Origin of the sequence: Halomonas sp. DN3 (assembly GCF_024137905.1) — a bacterium.
Taxonomy (GTDB): Bacteria; Pseudomonadota; Gammaproteobacteria; order Pseudomonadales; family Halomonadaceae; genus Halomonas; species Halomonas litopenaei.
In genome coordinates, this window is the sequence record NZ_CP099965.1 from 4,232,946 (window position 1) to 4,248,985 (window position 16,040).

Genomic DNA, 16,040 nt, shown 5'->3' on the forward strand with positions numbered 1-16,040 from the left:
ATGAGACGCGAAGACCTCGCCAGCCGCCTTTCCGACGTCGAGCAGCGCCTGCGTCTGCGCGCGCCCGACGAGGTGATGCAGCTCGATCGCCTGGGCAGCCTGCACGCCAGCCGGCTGAGCTTCGTGCGTAGCCTGGTGCGCCAGATGGCGCGCCAGCGCTGGCAGATCAGCACCACCCGCTTCGAGCTCGACGCCGAGGGCCACGGTGTCGCCATCTATCGTCTGCAGACGCCCCAGGCCCGTTACCACGGGGTGATCTTTTCCCAGCCATTGGATGACGCCGCCCGCTCCGACCGGGTCATCGCCGAGGCCTGGGACGTCACCTTCGGCGTGGTCGAAGGCGACGTGGACGACTCGCTGCTCGAACAGATGGCCGCCAATGTGCCGCTGCAGGAGGCCGGGCGCCAGCATCCACGTCTGCTGGTGCTGTCCCGGGCCAACCGCAGCCTCAGAAACTTCGCCGCCTTTCTCGACGCGCTGTGCGCCGGGCGCCAGCCGGACCCGGCCTGGCTGACCCGGGTCGGCTATCTGTATCGCACCACCGCAGTCTACGGAAACGGCAAGTTCGGCATCGCCGACTTCGATCGGCTCAAGCACAACCCGGACTTCCAGCGTCCTTTCTCAGCCCAGATGCTGGCGGTCTACCTGCTGCGCCACTTCTCCATCGAGCAGATCGAGCATATGGCCCGAGCCCGCGCGCCGGGCAGCGCCGTCGCCATGGCCGCGCCGCTGCGCCGCTATCTGGGCATCGGCAATTCCACCGGACTGGGCATGGCGCCCTTTCTGATCAACCACCCGCAGCTGATCCAGCGCTGGGTCGAGAGCCGCGAGAAGGCGCTGGCCCAGGTCAGCGGACAGGTCCCCGGTGAACCGGAGCGACAGCGCCTGGTGGCGCTTGTCGCCCGGGCCGAGCGCCACCTGGCCCAGACCGTGACCGAGGATAGCGAGCAGAGCGCGCGCAACCGCGAGACCGCCAGCGCCCTGCCGGCGGTGCGCGCCTGGCTCGAGCAGGTACCACTGGCCGAGGAGCTGTGGCAGGAGCTGATCGACTGGAGCCGCCAGACCCTGAGCCTGGAAGCCCAGGAGCTGATCCATACCCTGCTGCTTGAGCTCTACCCGGAGATCGTCGATCCCTTCGAGGACCAGATGGGGGTCGAAGAGGGACTAGAGCTGACCCCGGACATGCCGCTGGTCAGACTCAAGCAGTTGATCGAGACCCACTACGACTGGGCCCTGCGTCATGACTTCGGCGACCCCGAGGAACGCTACTGGTTCTGGTATCGCTCGGTCGAGAAGGAAGAACCGCGCCTGGGCGTGCGCGACGTCGAACCCGGCGCCGACCGTGAACTGAAGCTCGCCATCGCGCCTAGGGTAGCCGATACCCATGGGGTCATCGACGACTTCCTCAGCGCCCATCCGCGTGCCCTGGTGGTGGAGTTCCTGATTCACCACCCGCGTCACAAGGACATCATCCGGCGGATCCAGAGCATGGCCGAGACGCCCTTCGGCGAGATCCGCGCCAACCTGTGGGCCCGCGAGATGAAACCAATGCACCTGCTTCGGACCAAGCTGTCGTTCTTCGGCGCCAGTCGCTTCGATCCCAAGTCCGATCGCTGGGTGCGCATCACCCTGTTCCAGGGCGCGCCATTGGTCGAAGAACTCAACGCCGAGCCCAGCGACCTGATCGACTTCGACGACTGGAGCTTCCCGCTGGAGCCCGACCAGGACGCCGCCGGCACGCTCAAGGAAGCCGATGCCCAACCCCGCCAGCACGCCGGAGCCAACTCATGAAGGTGTCCTACAACGAACTCCAGGGACTCTGCCGCAAGGCCTTCCAGGCCATGGGCTTCGAGGACGGAGACGCCAGCGACGCCGCCGACATGGTGGCCTGGATGCAGCTCTACGAGCTCGGTGGACTGGCGGCGCTGGGACGAGGCCTCGACTTTCTGCTCGCGGATCAGGGCGAGCGCCCCCCGGAACTCGTCTACTCCGACGGCGACCTGGCGGTGCTCGACAGCCACGGTGCCAGCGTGCTCAAGAGCTCGACCCTGGCACTGGAGCTGGGCTTTGCCAAGGCCCGGGCGCGAGGCCTTGCGGTGATCAAGATCCGCCACTGCCACAACCGCCAGCTGATCATGGGCTACCTGGCGCGGCTGGCCGGGCGCGGGATGAACGTCACCGCCTTCTGGCGAAATGCCCAGGCGCCTGACGGTGAGGCCCTGACCGCTGGCGCAGAGCAGGCGGCAGCCACCCCGCTGATCGAGCAGGTGGTGGGCTTTCGTGCGGGAAGTTCGGTGCCGGAGATCCGCGTCTACGCGGTACACGAGGTGCCCGAGGAAAACGAGCCCAACGACGGGGTGACACTGATCATGGCCAACCACGTGGACCTGCTGCCGTCGCTGCGCTCCGAGTATCAGCTCGACCTGCTGGCCCGCCACCAGGAGTCCGACCTGTTGGCTTGCCGCGAGCGTGCCATGCAGCAAGGCATCGAGGTCGACGACGGCCTGTGGGCGCAGCTCAAGGCGCTGGCCACCCGGCTGTTGGTGGAGTCTACCGAGGCCTCTCGCAGCGGCGCCGGCGCCGGCACCCACGACAACGACTGACGCACAACCCTCACCCCTTGGCACTCTCTTTGCCCTACTGCCCCCGACTTCCAACGTTCGAGGATACCCCATGGTTCACCCGGTCAAGACCGAGCTGTTCGCCTCCCGCGCCCCACTGTCCTGGGCCAGCGTCGGCAACGGCATCCTGTTCACCGCCCAGATCCCCATCGACAAAAGCGGCGAGGTGGTCGACGGCGGCATCGAGGCCCAGACCCGCCAGACGCTGGACAATCTGGTGCACACCCTCACCTGCGCCGGTGGCGGCGTTGAATCGCTGACCCAGGTATTGATCTACGTGACCCGACGCGAGGACCTGACCACGGTCAACCGGGTCTACGCCGAGTACGTCAGCGAGCCCTATCCCAACCGCGCGGCGGTGATCGTCTCCGGCTTCGCCCGGGAAGAGATGCTGGTCGAGATGGTGGCCTACGCGGCGCTACCGGTGACGCCCTAGGGCTTGTCTGAAAAGTGCCTGCGCTCGGTAATACGGCGTTAAAAATCGGATCAAAATGCTCATTTACACCACCTTTCTCACCGATTTTTGCCTTGTCTAACCTTCGCTCGTCGACTTTTCGGACAGCGCCTAGCCGCCTATTGCACCGTGCCGCCGATGGCGTAAATGGCCGAGCCCCCGACACCAACGAGCCCTCCGATGGAGGGCTCGTCGCATGGTGGGCTCGTCGCATAGCTGTCACGCCTCTCGTCTTCCCCCCGCGGGAGGTCGACTCCGCCCGCGCTATTTCTCGAAGTAGCGGGCCCACAGCGCCTGGTAGTCGCCGTCGTCCTTTAGCCCCTGGATGGCCTCGCTGAACTCGACGACCAGTTCCCGATCGCGCTGGCGGAAGGCGGCGCCGACGCCGGGCCCGTAGATCGATTCGGGGCCGGTCACCAGCTCGCCCTTGCGCGCAAAGCGGTCATCACTGAACAGTCGCTCCTGGGCCAGCGGGAAGGCGGTAAAGACCAGGTCCAGCCGGCCGGTGAACATGTCGTTGACCACGCCACCGGAGTCCGAATAGCGACGAATGTCCGCCTCGCCATGGTAGGTGGTCACGTACTCGTCCTGGATGGTGCCCTGCTGCACACCGATGGTCATGTCCGACAGGTCGCCTTCGGGGTCGATCTCTGCGTCGGCCTGGCCGACCCACACCGAGGGCACCTGATAGTAGGGATCGGAGAACAGTACCTGTTTCGCGCGTTCGTCGGTGATGTTCATGGCCGAGGCGATCAGATCGTACTTGCGCGCCAGCAGCCCCGGGATGATGCCGTCCCAGCCCTGCTCGACCCACTCGCACTGGCGCTGCATGCGCTCGCAGGCGGCCTCGACCAGCTCGACCTCGAAGCCGGTCAGGCTGCCGTCGGGCAGCTTTTCCTGGTACGGCGGATAGGGCACGTCGACACCGATGCGCAGCGGACGATCGTCGGCCTGGGCGGTGGTGGCAACAGCGGCGCTGGCGCCGGCAAGGGCCATCGCCAGGCCAAGGGAGGCAGACAGCGAAGCGTTAACTTTCATGGTCGTTTCTCGCTCTATTGTGATTGTGTGGTCAGATGATCGGAGGGCGCCAGTGCCAGCTCGCCCAAGGTGATGGAGGTCAACGGTGGGCGAATGCGGTAGTAGCCGACCTCGTCCATGTCGCGGCCCCGCTCGCGGGCCATCAACCGCGACACATTGGTGCCGCATAGCCGTCCCTGGCAGGGGCCCATGCCACAGCGGGTGAAGGCCTTGAGCTGGTTGGGCCCGGCGGGCCCCGCTTCCAGCGCCTCCTTGAGCTGGGCCCGGCTCACCCCTTCGCAGCGACAGATCAGGGTCTCGCCAGGCTGCCGCTCGACCCAGTCCGCCGGTGGCGTGAACAGTGCATCCAGCAGACGTCGACCGGACAGATCCTGGCGGCGTCGACGCCTCAGCGCGGCGCTTTCCCTGGCGATCGCCCTGGCGCTCTCCCTGGCGATCGCACGGCGATTATCGGCGTCTGCTCTCGGCGCCGCGGCGCCTTTCACGTTGGCTGTCGTGTCCTGCGGGTCAGCCATCTGGTCGTCCAGCGGCGTATCCTTCAACTCACTCATCAGATCATTCAGCACGGACAGCGCCGTCAGTCGCCCTTCGCGTTCGGCGTTCATGGCGCCGCCGATGCCGCCGCCGTCACCGGCCAGCCACACGCCCGGGCGCACCGACAGATCGTCGCGGCGATCGGGCACGAACGCCTGCTGGGCCTCCTGCCAGTGGTGCTCGATGCCCAGCCCTCGGGGGAGCTGTGGCTCGGGCACCACCCCCATATGGGTCAACAGCCAATCGGTCTTGAGCCTGTGCTCGTCGCTGTCGCCACGCCGGCGATAGCGCACCCCGGTCAAGCGCTGGTCACCCTCGGCAGCCAGCGACTGGACGCCTCGCACGATCGGCACCCCAGCGCGCCTCAACGTCGCCAGCATGCGCGCGCCCTTGGCGAGGTAGCCGCGCGCCCGCCAGGCCCTGAGCGGATGGCGCAGGGACCGCGCCAGTCCCAGGTTCGGCGCCGTATCGAGGATCATCCGGGGCGGGCAGCCGGCGTTGAGGTACTGCCAGGCCAGCAGGTACAGCAGTGGCCCGTTGCCCGCCAGCACCGGCGGCCCCTCGGTCAGCAGCGCCCCCTGCTTCATCAGGATCTGGGCGGCGCCGGCCTGCATCACCCCAGGTAGCTGCCAGCCGGGGAAGGGCCAGCCCCGCTCCATGGCACCGGTGGCGATGATCAGACGCTCAGCGTAGAGTTCCCGGCTGATGCCATCGTGCCCCCGCACGCCCAGGCGATGGGCGTCGTTCAGGGCATCGTCCAGCGCCTCGATCCACCACACCCGCGTGCCCGGGCGATAGTCGATCGCCCCCCGCCGGGCGGCGTCCAGGAAGGCGCCGACCAGGGCCCGACCGCGATGGTAGTCCTTGCCCATGACGGCGGCGTCGAGCTGGGGCTGGTCGAGCTGGCGGTAGATCTGCCCGCCCGGCGCCCTGGCCTGATCCAGCACCAGCGCGCGCAGGCCGGCCTCGGCCAGTCTCAGGGCCGCCGCCATGCCGGCAGGGCCTGCGCCGAGCACCACCACTCGGGCGCGGTCCCTGCTGCCGTCGGTGCCGACGGTTTCCTTCGGCTCACAGGTCTGCATCGTCGCCCCCCCTCCGGTCGTCACCACCGGCATGGTTGGTGGTGTCCAACTGGTAAGCCGTCGCTGTCTCTTCGTCGAGCTGGCGGCGTACCCGCATGCCCTGCTCCACCGTGACCAGACAGCCCTGCCGATTGGGGGCATCGTCGATGGTGATCAGGCAGTCGTGGCAGACCCCCATCATGCACAGCGGCGCGCGATGGCCACCGGCGGCATGTCGGCGGTAGCCGACGGCGCCCTGGTGCATCAGCACCGCCGCCGCCACGCTAAGGGTCGAGGGCACCTGGTATGGCGCGCCGTCGATGGTGATGGTGACCTCGGGCGTGGCCGTGGCCCTTTTATGCCGCTTGAGCATCGAAGCGTCCTCCCGAGAAGAGCGGATAGCGCTCGGTGAGCCGATCATCGTCCAGCGCTGCGGCCAGCTCATCAGCGTGAAAGGCGGCCAGGGTGATGCCACTGTGGCAGCTCAGGTTGTAGGCCCCGGGATAGCGCCGCGAGGCCTCGTAGACGGGGCAGCCGTCCGGCGTCATGATCCTCAGCGCCGCCCAGCTGCGCACCAGCCGCGCCGGCGCCAGATCGGGATAGATGGTCACCGCCCGCCGCGCCAGGGCGTGCAGGGTATCGAGGGTGACCCGGGTGTCATGGCCGACGTGCTCGAGTACGTCGCCGATCAGGTAGCCGCCGCTCGCCGTCTGGCGTATCTGCGGCGTCGGCAGACGGCCGGCGGCGGGCAGGCGCTCGCTGACCAGCACCTGGCCACGCACCGGCGTGACTCGACCGCAGAGCCCCAGCGGCGGAGCCAGCCGCGCCGCCCCCAGTCCGCAGGCCAGTACCAGCCGTTCGGCAGACACGGCGCCACGGGCGGTGTGGGCAACAAAGCCCGCCTCGCCGGGGTCGATCGAGGCGACCGGATGATGAGGCCGCACGTCCACGCCAAGCGCCTGGCAGGCGCTGTAGAGTGCGCGCAGCAGAAACAGCGGATTGCAGTGGCCGTCGTGGGGTGTCCAGATGCCCCCCGGGACGTCGCCGCCAAGGCCCGGCAGCAGTCGCTCAAGCCGCGCGCCCTCCAGGTACTCCCAGCGCACGCCGGCCTCACGGGCCCAGGGCGCGTCGTACAGTGCCTGGTACTCGGCGCAACGGCTGCGCACCTCGTCGTCGTCGAGACACAGATCGACGCCTCCGGGCTGCTCGAATTCCAGATCCACGCCGGTGCGCTCGCCAAGCTCGCCGGCAAATCTCGGCCAGGCTCGACTCGAGGCCAGCGACATCGCCGCGTAGGCGGGCATGCCGGCGCCCTTGCCCTGGACCCAGACCAGGCCCGCGTTGCCCCGGGAGGCCTTGAGCGCGGTATCGTGTTCATCGAGTACGCAGACGCGACGGCCACGGCGCGCCAGCCCGTAGGCCAGCGCCATGCCGACCACACCACCGCCGATGATCATTACCTCGTGTGCCATGGAAGCCTTGGACCCCTAGCCGTCGATTACCGATGACTCGACGATAGAAGCCACATCCCATACGATCCAATACCAATCAATGGCAAACCCATGCCCTGATGTTATGGCTCCTTTCGATGCAGGGCTGGATGCAGGGCTGATGGGCGGGGCTGATGGGTGGGTTCAGTGGAGGTTTCGATGGAGGACAGCGATGGACAGCCCCCGGCTCAGTGACCGCCAGTTGCAGGCCTTTCAGCACACCATGGACAGCGGCAGCGTCACCGCCGCCGCCAGCCGCATGCGCATCGCCCAGCCAGGCGTCACTCGGCTGTTGAAGCAGCTCGAACACGACCTCGGCTTTGCGCTGTTCTCGCGGATCAAGGGACGTCTGGTACCGACGCCGGAGGCGCGCCTGTTCTATCGCGAACAGCAGCGCCTGTGGCAGGGACTCGAGCACCTTAGAGACAGCGCCCGGCGGATTCGCCAGCGCGAGCTTGGCGGGCTCGGCATCAGCGCCATGCCGCTGCTCGGCCTGACCTTTGTCCCGGACGTCATCGCCGGGATGGCCAAGGATCACCCGGACCAGCACCTGCGGTTGTCCACCTACCGCTCCGAGCAGGTGGTGGAAGACGTGGTCACCCAGCGCTCGGAGATCGGTTTTTCCCTGCTGGGAGGCCAGGACGAACGCCTCGGTGCGTCAGCCTTCACCCTCGATAGCGTCTGCCTGCTGCCCCGGGCGCACCCGCTGGCAGGGCACGAAAGCATCGCCCTTGAGGACCTCGACGGCCAGACGCTGATCCACTATGAACCGGGAGACCCCAGCCGCCAGACGCTGGAGCGTGCCCTGGCCGAGCGAGGCGTCACGCCGCGCTCGCGGCTGGAGGTGTCGCTGGCGCTGCAGGCGACCCGGCTGGTTGGCCAGGGCGCCGGCATCGCCATCGTCGACGCCCTCAACGCCCGCGCCATGGGCGGCAGCGATAGCATTGCGCTACCGCTGCAAGAGCCCCTGACCGAGACCTTCTACCTGCTGACACCCCGGGACCAGCCGCTGTCGCGGCTGGCCGAGGAGTTTGTTCAGCGCTTTCGTCATCGGTTTGCCGAGGTGCAGGCCGGGCAGGATAGGCCTGGCACGACATAGCGTTGACGTTCAGCCAGTCGACTAACCAGTCCTCAGCTCCGGTATGACCAGCGAGAACCACGGCACGAAGGTGATGATCAACAGCGCAATGATCATGGCAAAGATGAAACCAATCACCGCACGGGACAGTTTCTCGATCTCTACCTGGCCGACCTGAGAGGCCATGAAGAGGTTCGCCCCCAGTGGCGGGGTGACGAATCCGATGGCCAGGTTGACGATCATCACGACACCAAAATGCACCGGCGACATCCCTAGCGACGTGACAATAGGAAGCAGCAGCGGCGTCAGGATGACAATCGCCGCCAGCGTTTCCATAAAGGTGCCCACCACCAATAGCAGCGTGAGGATAGCCAGTAGTATCAGAATCTTGCTATCCGTAACGCCGAGCACCCAGTTGGCAATGTCGGTCGGGACTCTCTCGATGGTGAGGATTCGACCGAAGGCCGTCGAGGCGCCAACGATCACCAGCACGGCACCCACCAGCAGCGCCGACTGTAGGATGATTCCGTAGAGATCCTGTGGCTTTATCTCGCGATAGACGAACACTCCGAGCACCAGTCCGTAAACCACGCCAACGGCAGCGGACTCGGTGGGTGTAAACAGGCCGGAATAGATACCGCCAAGGATGATGAACGGCATCAGCAGGGGCAATATGCCCTGCTGGAGAATCTGCAGCGCTTCCGCTTTGGAAAACTTGGTATCCGACCCCTGGTAGCCATGACGCCTGGACTGGATATAGGTATAGACCATCAGCGCTACGCCGATGATGATGCCAGGCAGAATCCCCGCCAGGAACATATCGGTCACCGATACCTGCGCGGTGATGGCATAAACGATCATCACCACACTAGGAGGAATGATGACACCAATCCCCCCGGCAGAAGCGACAATAGCGCCAGAGAAGGCACGGTCGTATCCCTTCTGAACCATGGCAGGAATCATGGCAAGTCCGATCGCCGCTACCGTCGCCGAGCCTGTACCCGAAATTGAGGCAACCACCATGCAGGCCACGATGGCAACGATACCCAAGCCTCCCGTCACCCGCCCCAGAAACAGCTCCGCAACACGAATCAGACGATTGGCGATACCGCCACGGCTCATGATGTTTCCGGCCAGGGTAAACAGGATGACGGCAAGCAGAGGAAAAGAGTTCAACCCATACACCAGCCCCTGAAAAAGAAAATCCGGATTAAGAAACGGCAGGCTATAGATCACGATAAGGCTGGCAACCGCCAGCGCGATACCGATGGGAACCCCCACCACCAGCAATCCCAGAAATGAACCGAACAGCAAGGTGGCCGTCATGACAAGGCTCCTTCCGTGGTGGGCGAAGCGTGCCGTTCCTTGAGACGTTGGGAAATCTTCTGCAGCAGCCGGATCACGTTCAAGGCACCACCGAGAACAATGGACCCGTACAGAATGGCGACAGGGATCTCGAGCCCGGAGGATATCTGGCCCAGCTCGAGGCTTCGCTCAATGATGTTTGCGCCGTAATAGACCACCAAGACGGAGTACACCAGAAAAATCATATCCGCCAGGATCAAACAAGCCACTTGTCCCCTCTTCGGCAGCAAGGCGATGGCCGCGGTTATCCTGATATGTCGATCGTCTTTAATGGCGTAGCTGATACTTAAATAGATTACCCAGACGAACAGGTAGCGTGAGAGTTCTTCGGCCCAGCTGATGGGATTGTCGAAGACACGCAGCACTATCTGCAGCGAAATAAAAAAAGTGATAAGTGTTACACCGATGACGATAAGCACCGGCTCGAAGTGCCTGTCGAAGGCACGCAACAACGCCATGATCTTCATCTTTATTCTCCTGAAGACGGCACAGAGAAACACCAACAATCATGGCTTGAACGATCTATCGCCGCGCCCCAGGACCAGATGCTCGACATCGGTTCAAGGACGCCTGTCACCACCGGCAACCGATCCATCAAACCCAGCCGTCATGACGGCATTTCTCCGAAGCGGTCACACCGTGACCGCATGTCGGCGGCAGTTACCGCAAGCGTTCAACAGCGTCCACCATCTGCTCGAACAGTTCAGGGCCTGTACGATCCCGAAGCTGCTCGCGCACGGCGCCGTTCATGCGTTCGGCCATGACTTCCTTCAAGGAATCAGGCATCTCTGACACCTCGACACCAAGTTCTTCCAGTTCGCCAATGACCTGATTGTTGGCTTCCATCGCCAGTTCACGTTGATACGCTATCGCCTGATCAGCCGCTACCTCGACGGCCTGCTGCTGCTCTTCCGTCAGACCCTCATAGAATTCGGCGTTCATGAACCAGACAAAGTTGGTGTAGATGTGGCCAGACATCGTCATATGGCTCTGAACCTCATAAAAGCGCTGAGACTTTACCGAAAACGCCGCGCTTTCCTGAGAATTGATCAGGTTCTGCTGCAATGACGTATAAATTTCGCCCCAGGCCAGCGGAATTGGCGTCGCCCCCACTGCCTCCCAGGCAGCTATCTGCATCGGGTTGTTGGCGGAGCGCAAGCGCACATTACCCAGCGCTTCCTCGCTATCGATGGGGCCGAGGTTGGAGGTGATATGACGAAACCCGACCTCACCAAACCCCAGACCATGCAAACCCCGCGACGTCATCGCATCGAGCAAGGCTTCACCACCGTCCTCACTGTCCAGCACCCGATGGGCATGCTCTTCATCGTCGAACAGGAAAAACAGATCCAGCACATTGAACTCGGGAATATAGGGTGCAAGCAGAACAGACGCTGCCGCAGTCATCTGCATATTGTTGTTTTGCACCATGTCGGTCACCTCGGCGACACCACCAAGCTGACCGCCCTCATATATCTCGACGCCAAGATCCACTTCTTCGGCTTCGAGATCCTCCTTGAATTTCACCAGCGCCTTATGAAGAGGCGTGTCGGCCTGATTATCGTGAGCGATTCTGATGACTTCTGCATGGGCCGACGAGGCGGCCAATATTACGGAAGACATGAGAACTGACGTGAGTATTTTATTCATTATTTTCTCCGTAAAGCGTAAGCTATTTATAACTTCCCACCTGGCGGCAATACTGCCTGGGGGGATATATCGCTGGAAGCGAGGTGACAGCGTGATGTCATTCAGCCTGGCGTAGCCATCGAGCCAATCCCTCGGCGACACTTTCAGGCTGCTCCAATGGCAAGTAGTGGCTCGCGCCTTCCACCCACACTAGTCGACTTGTGGGTGACGCGGCGTCGGCAGATGTTGGTTTCTCTGGCAAGCACAATGCATCACCTGTACTGGCCAAGAGCAGAGTTGGACGAGAAAACGCTGCCAATACGTCGTGCTGATCTCTTCGAGTAATCGCCATCAAGGTCTGCCGCTCAAACCCTTGGAGGCCGGTGTCGATCGCCATCTGTCGTATCAGCCTTTCACTCTCTGAATATCCCGGATGCGAAGCGCGAAGGCCGGCAGGAACAAACTGCTCGCTGACCAGCGCTTCGAGACCACGGCTCCTGGCCAGCTCAAGCTGGTCCTGACGAGCCTGGCTCCCTGCTGGAGTATCGGCCTGGGCATGGCTGCAGATCAGCGCCAGACGGTCGACTGACTCAGGCGCCTGACGCACCAGTTCTAACGCCGCCAGTCCGCCCAGTGAAAACCCGGCCAATGCAAATCGGGCCGGAAGCTCCTTTCTGAGCGATGCCACCACCTCGGTCATGCTGCTGCCTTTGCCGTAGCGGGGCGTCACCACCTCGACGGCGTCAGGCATGAACGACAGCATTCGAGCCCACAGCCGTTCATCGCAAAGGGTCCCCGGCAACAGCACCAGTGGCAGGACACTCATCAGCTAGCCTCTCTCAGCATCTGAATACGCTGCATCGCTTCGCTGCGCATCAGCTGCGTATCATTGCCAGGCGTTACCAGGGACGCACCCGCCGACTGCATCGCATGGGCCATGGCCAGATCGCCACAGAAAATGCCTGAGTATTTTTCGTACCGTTGGCAAAGCTCCAGCAGGTCATGAATGTGATCTGCCAGGACGGACTCCTGCCAGGGGGTTGCCGGTGAGATCCCCAGGCTCAGTGCCAGATCGTTCGGGCCTATGTAGATACCATCCAGGCCCGGCACCTGCAGGATATCTTCGGCGTTTTTCAAGCCATCCTGGGTTTCGATCATCGCCAGCACCAGCACCTCTTCGTTGGCATGCGCCAGGTAGTCGGAGCCGCCGTACAACAGTCCACGAGCGGGGCCAAAGCTTCGGCGTCCCAGCGGCGCGTAACGGGTGGCACTGACCAGCTGCCGAGCTTGTTCGACGGTTTCGATCATCGGACAGATGACGCCGTAGGCACCCATATCCAGCAGCTTGTTGAGCTCGGCCATATCGTTTCCGCTACAGCGCACCCACGGCATCGCGGGCGTGGCGGAGATAGCCTGCAGCAGGCGGGGAACCGCATCGATACCAAACTGACCGTGTTGAAGATCCACCGTGACGGCATCAAACCCGCAGTGACCCAGTACCTCGGCAACGTAACCGCTATCGCTGGAAAGCCAGGCGTTGATCGCGGTGGTACGCTGACTTGCCAATTGCTTCAAACCGTTGTGACGCATGATGGAACTCCTTATCAGGCACGCAAGGCGATGGTGCTGGTCGACGCAACGTAGCCGTTTGGATCCAGGGCGTAGCCAGCGGCCTCTGCCTGCTCGACAACCTCGGGGGACCACTCCAGTTGCGTCCGGGCATCGGAGCCAGTGATGACCAGCACTCGGCCGCAATCAGTCCCGATGTTCTTCAATGAGCGCCAGACCCCGGCGGGCACTGACACCAGGTCCCATTCACCCAATCTTGTGGTGACATCAGCCTCGCCATTGAAGGCGACCTCCCACTCGCCATGGCGTACAAGAAAGACCTGACTGTCATGGTGACGGTGGGCCAGCAGCCCTTCCCCCGGCTCGGCCTCCAGCCACGCCATGGCAAAGCCGTGGGGGTTGAACACGCGCGGTTGCTGATCGCGGTCTTCCGTGAGGCCGTGGCCGATCACACTGGCCAGCCTTTTCCGACCACCGGGCAGCACCGAGTCGAGGGTCGGCCGGTCGGACCAGACAAGGTCTTCCTCCAATGTCACCCGTGCGCGCATGTCCTCCAGAGACCAGCGCTTGAGTTGGTCAATATCTTCCTGGGGCATTGGCTCGAGCAGCTCGGGCAACGCCTCGCCTTCAAGCGCGTTCAGGTCGACCAGCTTGGAATCGGCAGCAGCAAGCGCCAATCCCGTTTCTCTGGCCTGTCGGATGACATCGGGACTCCAGATAACACCACCGGTCTTGTTCTGCCCCAGGCAGGTGAAGAGAAAACCGTCGTCGGGGCCGGTGTTGGTAAAGCCGCGGTAGATCCATGTGGGCACAGAGAGAATCCCTCCCTCGCCCATGGTGAACTCGCCTTCCTTTCCATCGACGCCCCAGCGGAAGGTCCACTCCCCGGAGAAGCAGATGAATACTTCCGCGGTGAAGTGCAGGTGCAGATTGTTGGTGACGCCATTGGGCATGGCAGCGCCACCTATATTGAAGCCATGAGCTTCCTGAAGATTGATCACCTGCTTGTTGGATTGCGACACCCCTCCGCCGATGAAGGCATAGTTGTACTTTGGCATCGATCCTGGGATGCGGCAGTCGATAAAGGCTTCTGAGCAGCCTTGGTGGTCCGCGCGCCGCACGACCCTGCGCTCTGCTTGTGAAGGCTGAATGGTAGTCATCAGGCGTCCCTTTCGTAGTGGTTCAACGAAAGGTAGTAGGGACACAAAAATACTTACAATATATATTTAATGACCATATCATTCGCAGAAAGTATCAAAGGGCAACAATATGCTGGAGCTCAGACACTTTCGATACTTCATCGCCGTCGCAGAAGAGCTGCATTTTGGTCGGGCCGCAGAGCGGCTGTGCATGACCCAGCCGCCGCTGAGCATGCAGATACGTCAGTTGGAAGAAGACGTGGGCGTACCGCTGTTCGTTCGAGGGCACCGTCCCATCAAGCTCACTGCGGCCGGTGAAGTACTGCTAGAGCATGCCAGGGCGGTACTTTCCCAAGCCGATTCGGCTCTGCAGAAAGCACGTCTGACCGCCCGAGGCGAGGCGGGTCATCTCACTATCGCGGTTACCTCCGCATCCGTGCTTGGCCTGTTGCCACGGCTTATCGCGGCGTTCAAGCGGCGCTACCCGGCGGTAGAGCTGAACGTCCGAGAAATGGTGTCTCGGGATCAACTGGCTGCCCTGAGCCAATCCGACATCAATATTGGTCTGATCAGACCCCCCGCCGACCACCCGGATATTGACGTACAGACCATTCACGTCGAGCCCATTGTCGTGGCCATTCCTGCCAACCACCCACTGGCCGAACGGGACAGCATTCCCGTCAGCGCCATGAATCGAGTGCCCTTTATCAGTTTCGACAGCAGGGCAGCGTCCTATTTCAATCGCCTGGCACACGATCTTTTGGACGCCCGTGGGGTGAGGCCAGACGTCGTGCAGTCGGCGACCCAGTTGCACACCGTGGTCGCCCTGGTGTCGGCAGGACTGGGATTGGCGCTGGTTCCGCAGGCCGCTTCGCGTATTCAGTTCGAGGACGTGGTGCTAAGACCACTGGACATGGAGCCACCACCGATGGCCGAGCTATGTGTTGCCTGGAACACCCAGGACAAGAACCCCGCTGTCGGGACGTTTCTCGAACTCGCAAGGGAGAAATGGTCGCCAGCGGGGCCATCCGCGTCACCGGAGGGTTGAACCTTGAGATCAGACGCGGTCTGCGCCGGGAGGTCGTATCCTGATCGCTGCCCCAGGCCCTACCACTACAGCCGCAGCCTGGGCTGGATAACATCGAGAAACGCCTGAATGCGGGCAGACAGGGCGGTATTGCGGTAGTACACCGCCTGCACCAGTTCCCGGGGACCGCCGTGGCGCATGGCGTCAGGCAAGATGACCTCGAGGCGTCCGCTGGCGATATCATCGCCCACCATGAAGTTCGAATGGCAGGCGATGCCCTCCCCGGCCAGGCACAGGTTTCGCATCACCTCGCCACTGGAGGTCGCAAGCGTGGGCGTGATCTCTTCATCCAGGCCCTCCACAGGCCAGCGATTAAGCGCTGTCGGTTCGAGAAAGCCAATCAGCTGATGATCGGCCAGCTCCGCCACCGAGGCTGGCCGTCCGGCCCGCTCGAGATAGGCGGGGCTCGCCACCAGATACAGCCGCGAGCGCCCCAGCAACCGGGCGTGCAGGGTGGAGTCCGCCAGGGCACCGATGCGAATGGCCACGTCGGCACGCTGCTCCAGCAGGTTGATGATGCCGTCGCTGGCGGAGAGCTCCAGCTCGATACCGGGATAGCGACGACGGAATTCTCCCACCAAAGGCACCAGCTGATGCAGCACGAAGGGGCTGGCGGCATCCACCCGCAGGCGTCCGCTAGGCTCGCCGCGCCCCAGCGCCAGCGACTCTTCGGCGGCGATCAAGCGCTCGAGCCCGACGCGCACCTGCTCGATAAAGCGACAGCCTTCATCGGTCAGGGCGACGCTTCGTGTAGTGCGGTTCAATAGCGGGACCTCGAGGCGCTGTTCCAGGCGCTGCACCGCCCGGGAGACCCGCGCCACCGGGACGTCCAGGCGCGACGCGGCGGCGCTGAAGCCGCCGCTATCGACCACCGCCAGCAGCAGTTCCAGATCTTCGGAGCGGGTCTTCATCGTTGCGGTTCCTGTTCGGTTCGGCGCTGCTTTTTTCGGCGCTGCTTGGTTTGGCGCTGCTTGG

At 63.4% G+C, this 16,040-nt stretch carries 16 protein-coding genes; 5 read left to right on the top strand and 11 right to left on the bottom strand.

Features of this window, described 5'->3' with window-relative positions; translation table 11 throughout:
* The 3 genes from NKF27_RS18225 (at position 1) to NKF27_RS18235 (ending at position 3,057) form a co-directional block, all read left to right on the top strand.
* Entirely contained in the window at positions 1-1,791 is a 1,791-nt protein-coding gene (locus NKF27_RS18225) for a hypothetical protein (protein WP_045993662.1), read from the top strand.
* Complete coding sequence (locus NKF27_RS18230) at positions 1,788-2,603, top strand: DUF3726 domain-containing protein (protein ID WP_253554120.1); 816 nt, start codon at positions 1,788-1,790, stop codon at positions 2,601-2,603. The genes NKF27_RS18225 and NKF27_RS18230 overlap by 4 nt, the downstream gene beginning before the upstream one ends.
* 70 nt (positions 2,604-2,673) lie before the next feature.
* The gene (locus tag NKF27_RS18235; protein ID WP_253554121.1) at positions 2,674-3,057 is read left to right on the top strand and encodes a RidA family protein; all 384 of its coding nucleotides are present in this window, start codon (positions 2,674-2,676) and stop codon (positions 3,055-3,057) included.
* Between the two features lie 282 nt (positions 3,058-3,339).
* Here NKF27_RS18235 and NKF27_RS18240 read toward each other — a convergent pair whose 3' ends face one another.
* Genes NKF27_RS18240 through NKF27_RS18255 form a run of 4 tightly spaced genes read right to left on the bottom strand, consistent with a single transcriptional unit; the run spans position 3,340 to position 7,180 of the window.
* The gene (locus tag NKF27_RS18240; RefSeq protein WP_253554123.1) at positions 3,340-4,113 is read right to left on the bottom strand and encodes a transporter substrate-binding domain-containing protein; all 774 of its coding nucleotides are present in this window, start codon (positions 4,111-4,113) and stop codon (positions 3,340-3,342) included.
* A gap of 14 nt (positions 4,114-4,127) precedes the next feature.
* Positions 4,128-5,729: an NAD(P)/FAD-dependent oxidoreductase gene (locus NKF27_RS18245; RefSeq protein ID WP_253554125.1), complete on the bottom strand. Its 1,602-nt coding sequence runs from the start codon at positions 5,727-5,729 to the stop codon at positions 4,128-4,130.
* Positions 5,716-6,081, bottom strand: coding sequence for a (2Fe-2S)-binding protein (locus tag NKF27_RS18250; RefSeq protein WP_253554127.1), 366 nt, complete (start codon positions 6,079-6,081; stop codon positions 5,716-5,718). Before NKF27_RS18250 ends, NKF27_RS18245 begins: the two co-directional genes overlap by 14 nt.
* Positions 6,065-7,180 (bottom strand): FAD-binding oxidoreductase, encoded by a 1,116-nt coding sequence (locus tag NKF27_RS18255; protein WP_253554129.1) that lies wholly within the window; start codon positions 7,178-7,180, stop codon positions 6,065-6,067. The genes NKF27_RS18250 and NKF27_RS18255 overlap by 17 nt, the downstream gene beginning before the upstream one ends.
* Positions 7,181-7,370: 190 nt before the next feature.
* Between NKF27_RS18255 and NKF27_RS18260 the strand changes: the two genes are divergently transcribed.
* The gene (locus tag NKF27_RS18260; RefSeq protein WP_253554138.1) at positions 7,371-8,297 is read left to right on the top strand and encodes a LysR substrate-binding domain-containing protein; all 927 of its coding nucleotides are present in this window, start codon (positions 7,371-7,373) and stop codon (positions 8,295-8,297) included.
* 21 nt (positions 8,298-8,318) lie between these two features.
* Here NKF27_RS18260 and NKF27_RS18265 read toward each other — a convergent pair whose 3' ends face one another.
* The 6 genes from NKF27_RS18265 to NKF27_RS18290 form a co-directional block, all read right to left on the bottom strand.
* Positions 8,319-9,602 carry a TRAP transporter large permease gene (locus tag NKF27_RS18265; RefSeq protein ID WP_253554140.1) on the bottom strand — a complete coding sequence of 428 codons (1,284 nt, stop codon included), beginning with the start codon at positions 9,600-9,602 and terminating at the stop codon, positions 8,319-8,321.
* On the bottom strand, positions 9,599-10,108 hold the full coding sequence (locus NKF27_RS18270) for a TRAP transporter small permease (RefSeq protein WP_108133462.1): 510 nt from the start codon (positions 10,106-10,108) through the stop codon (positions 9,599-9,601). Before NKF27_RS18270 ends, NKF27_RS18265 begins: the two co-directional genes overlap by 4 nt.
* Positions 10,109-10,301: 193 nt before the next feature.
* Positions 10,302-11,291, bottom strand: a complete 990-nt coding sequence (locus NKF27_RS18275; RefSeq protein ID WP_108133461.1) for a TRAP transporter substrate-binding protein — start codon at positions 11,289-11,291, stop codon at positions 10,302-10,304.
* A 97-nt stretch (positions 11,292-11,388) separates the two neighbouring features.
* Complete coding sequence (locus NKF27_RS18280) at positions 11,389-12,096, bottom strand: alpha/beta fold hydrolase (protein WP_108133460.1); 708 nt, start codon at positions 12,094-12,096, stop codon at positions 11,389-11,391.
* A complete protein-coding gene (locus NKF27_RS18285; RefSeq protein WP_108133459.1) occupies positions 12,096-12,860 on the bottom strand; it encodes an HpcH/HpaI aldolase/citrate lyase family protein in 765 nt (254 codons plus the stop codon). The genes NKF27_RS18280 and NKF27_RS18285 overlap by 1 nt, the downstream gene beginning before the upstream one ends.
* A gap of 14 nt (positions 12,861-12,874) precedes the next feature.
* Positions 12,875-13,999: a cupin domain-containing protein gene (locus NKF27_RS18290; protein ID WP_108133458.1), complete on the bottom strand. Its 1,125-nt coding sequence runs from the start codon at positions 13,997-13,999 to the stop codon at positions 12,875-12,877.
* Between the two features lie 109 nt (positions 14,000-14,108).
* Between NKF27_RS18290 and NKF27_RS18295 the strand changes: the two genes are divergently transcribed.
* Positions 14,109-15,026 (top strand): LysR substrate-binding domain-containing protein, encoded by a 918-nt coding sequence (locus NKF27_RS18295; RefSeq protein ID WP_108133457.1) that lies wholly within the window; start codon positions 14,109-14,111, stop codon positions 15,024-15,026.
* A gap of 65 nt (positions 15,027-15,091) precedes the next feature.
* On the opposite strand, the gene NKF27_RS18300 is transcribed toward NKF27_RS18295, so the two are convergent.
* Positions 15,092-15,976 (bottom strand): LysR family transcriptional regulator, encoded by an 885-nt coding sequence (locus tag NKF27_RS18300; protein ID WP_253554150.1) that lies wholly within the window; start codon positions 15,974-15,976, stop codon positions 15,092-15,094.
* Positions 15,977-16,040 lie beyond the last annotated feature (64 nt).

Excerpts from the sequence above, each read along its gene's own strand:
- NKF27_RS18225 (WP_045993662.1), top strand. The coding sequence starts at position 1 with ATGAGACGCGAAGACCTCGCCAGCCGCCTTTCCGACGTCGAGCAGCGC.
- NKF27_RS18230 (WP_253554120.1), top strand. The coding sequence starts at position 1,788 with ATGAAGGTGTCCTACAACGAACTCCAGGGACTCTGCCGCAAGGCCTTC.
- NKF27_RS18235 (WP_253554121.1), top strand. The coding sequence starts at position 2,674 with ATGGTTCACCCGGTCAAGACCGAGCTGTTCGCCTCCCGCGCCCCACTG.
- NKF27_RS18240 (WP_253554123.1), bottom strand. The coding sequence starts at position 4,113 with ATGAAAGTTAACGCTTCGCTGTCTGCCTCCCTTGGCCTGGCGATGGCC.
- NKF27_RS18245 (WP_253554125.1), bottom strand. The coding sequence starts at position 5,729 with ATGCAGACCTGTGAGCCGAAGGAAACCGTCGGCACCGACGGCAGCAGG.
- NKF27_RS18250 (WP_253554127.1), bottom strand. The coding sequence starts at position 6,081 with ATGCTCAAGCGGCATAAAAGGGCCACGGCCACGCCCGAGGTCACCATC.
- NKF27_RS18255 (WP_253554129.1), bottom strand. The coding sequence starts at position 7,180 with ATGGCACACGAGGTAATGATCATCGGCGGTGGTGTGGTCGGCATGGCG.
- NKF27_RS18260 (WP_253554138.1), top strand. The coding sequence starts at position 7,371 with ATGGACAGCCCCCGGCTCAGTGACCGCCAGTTGCAGGCCTTTCAGCAC.
- NKF27_RS18265 (WP_253554140.1), bottom strand. The coding sequence starts at position 9,602 with ATGACGGCCACCTTGCTGTTCGGTTCATTTCTGGGATTGCTGGTGGTG.
- NKF27_RS18270 (WP_108133462.1), bottom strand. The coding sequence starts at position 10,108 with ATGAAGATCATGGCGTTGTTGCGTGCCTTCGACAGGCACTTCGAGCCG.
- NKF27_RS18275 (WP_108133461.1), bottom strand. The coding sequence starts at position 11,291 with ATGAATAAAATACTCACGTCAGTTCTCATGTCTTCCGTAATATTGGCC.
- NKF27_RS18280 (WP_108133460.1), bottom strand. The coding sequence starts at position 12,096 with ATGAGTGTCCTGCCACTGGTGCTGTTGCCGGGGACCCTTTGCGATGAA.
- NKF27_RS18285 (WP_108133459.1), bottom strand. The coding sequence starts at position 12,860 with ATGCGTCACAACGGTTTGAAGCAATTGGCAAGTCAGCGTACCACCGCG.
- NKF27_RS18290 (WP_108133458.1), bottom strand. The coding sequence starts at position 13,999 with ATGACTACCATTCAGCCTTCACAAGCAGAGCGCAGGGTCGTGCGGCGC.
- NKF27_RS18295 (WP_108133457.1), top strand. The coding sequence starts at position 14,109 with ATGCTGGAGCTCAGACACTTTCGATACTTCATCGCCGTCGCAGAAGAG.
- NKF27_RS18300 (WP_253554150.1), bottom strand. The coding sequence starts at position 15,976 with ATGAAGACCCGCTCCGAAGATCTGGAACTGCTGCTGGCGGTGGTCGAT.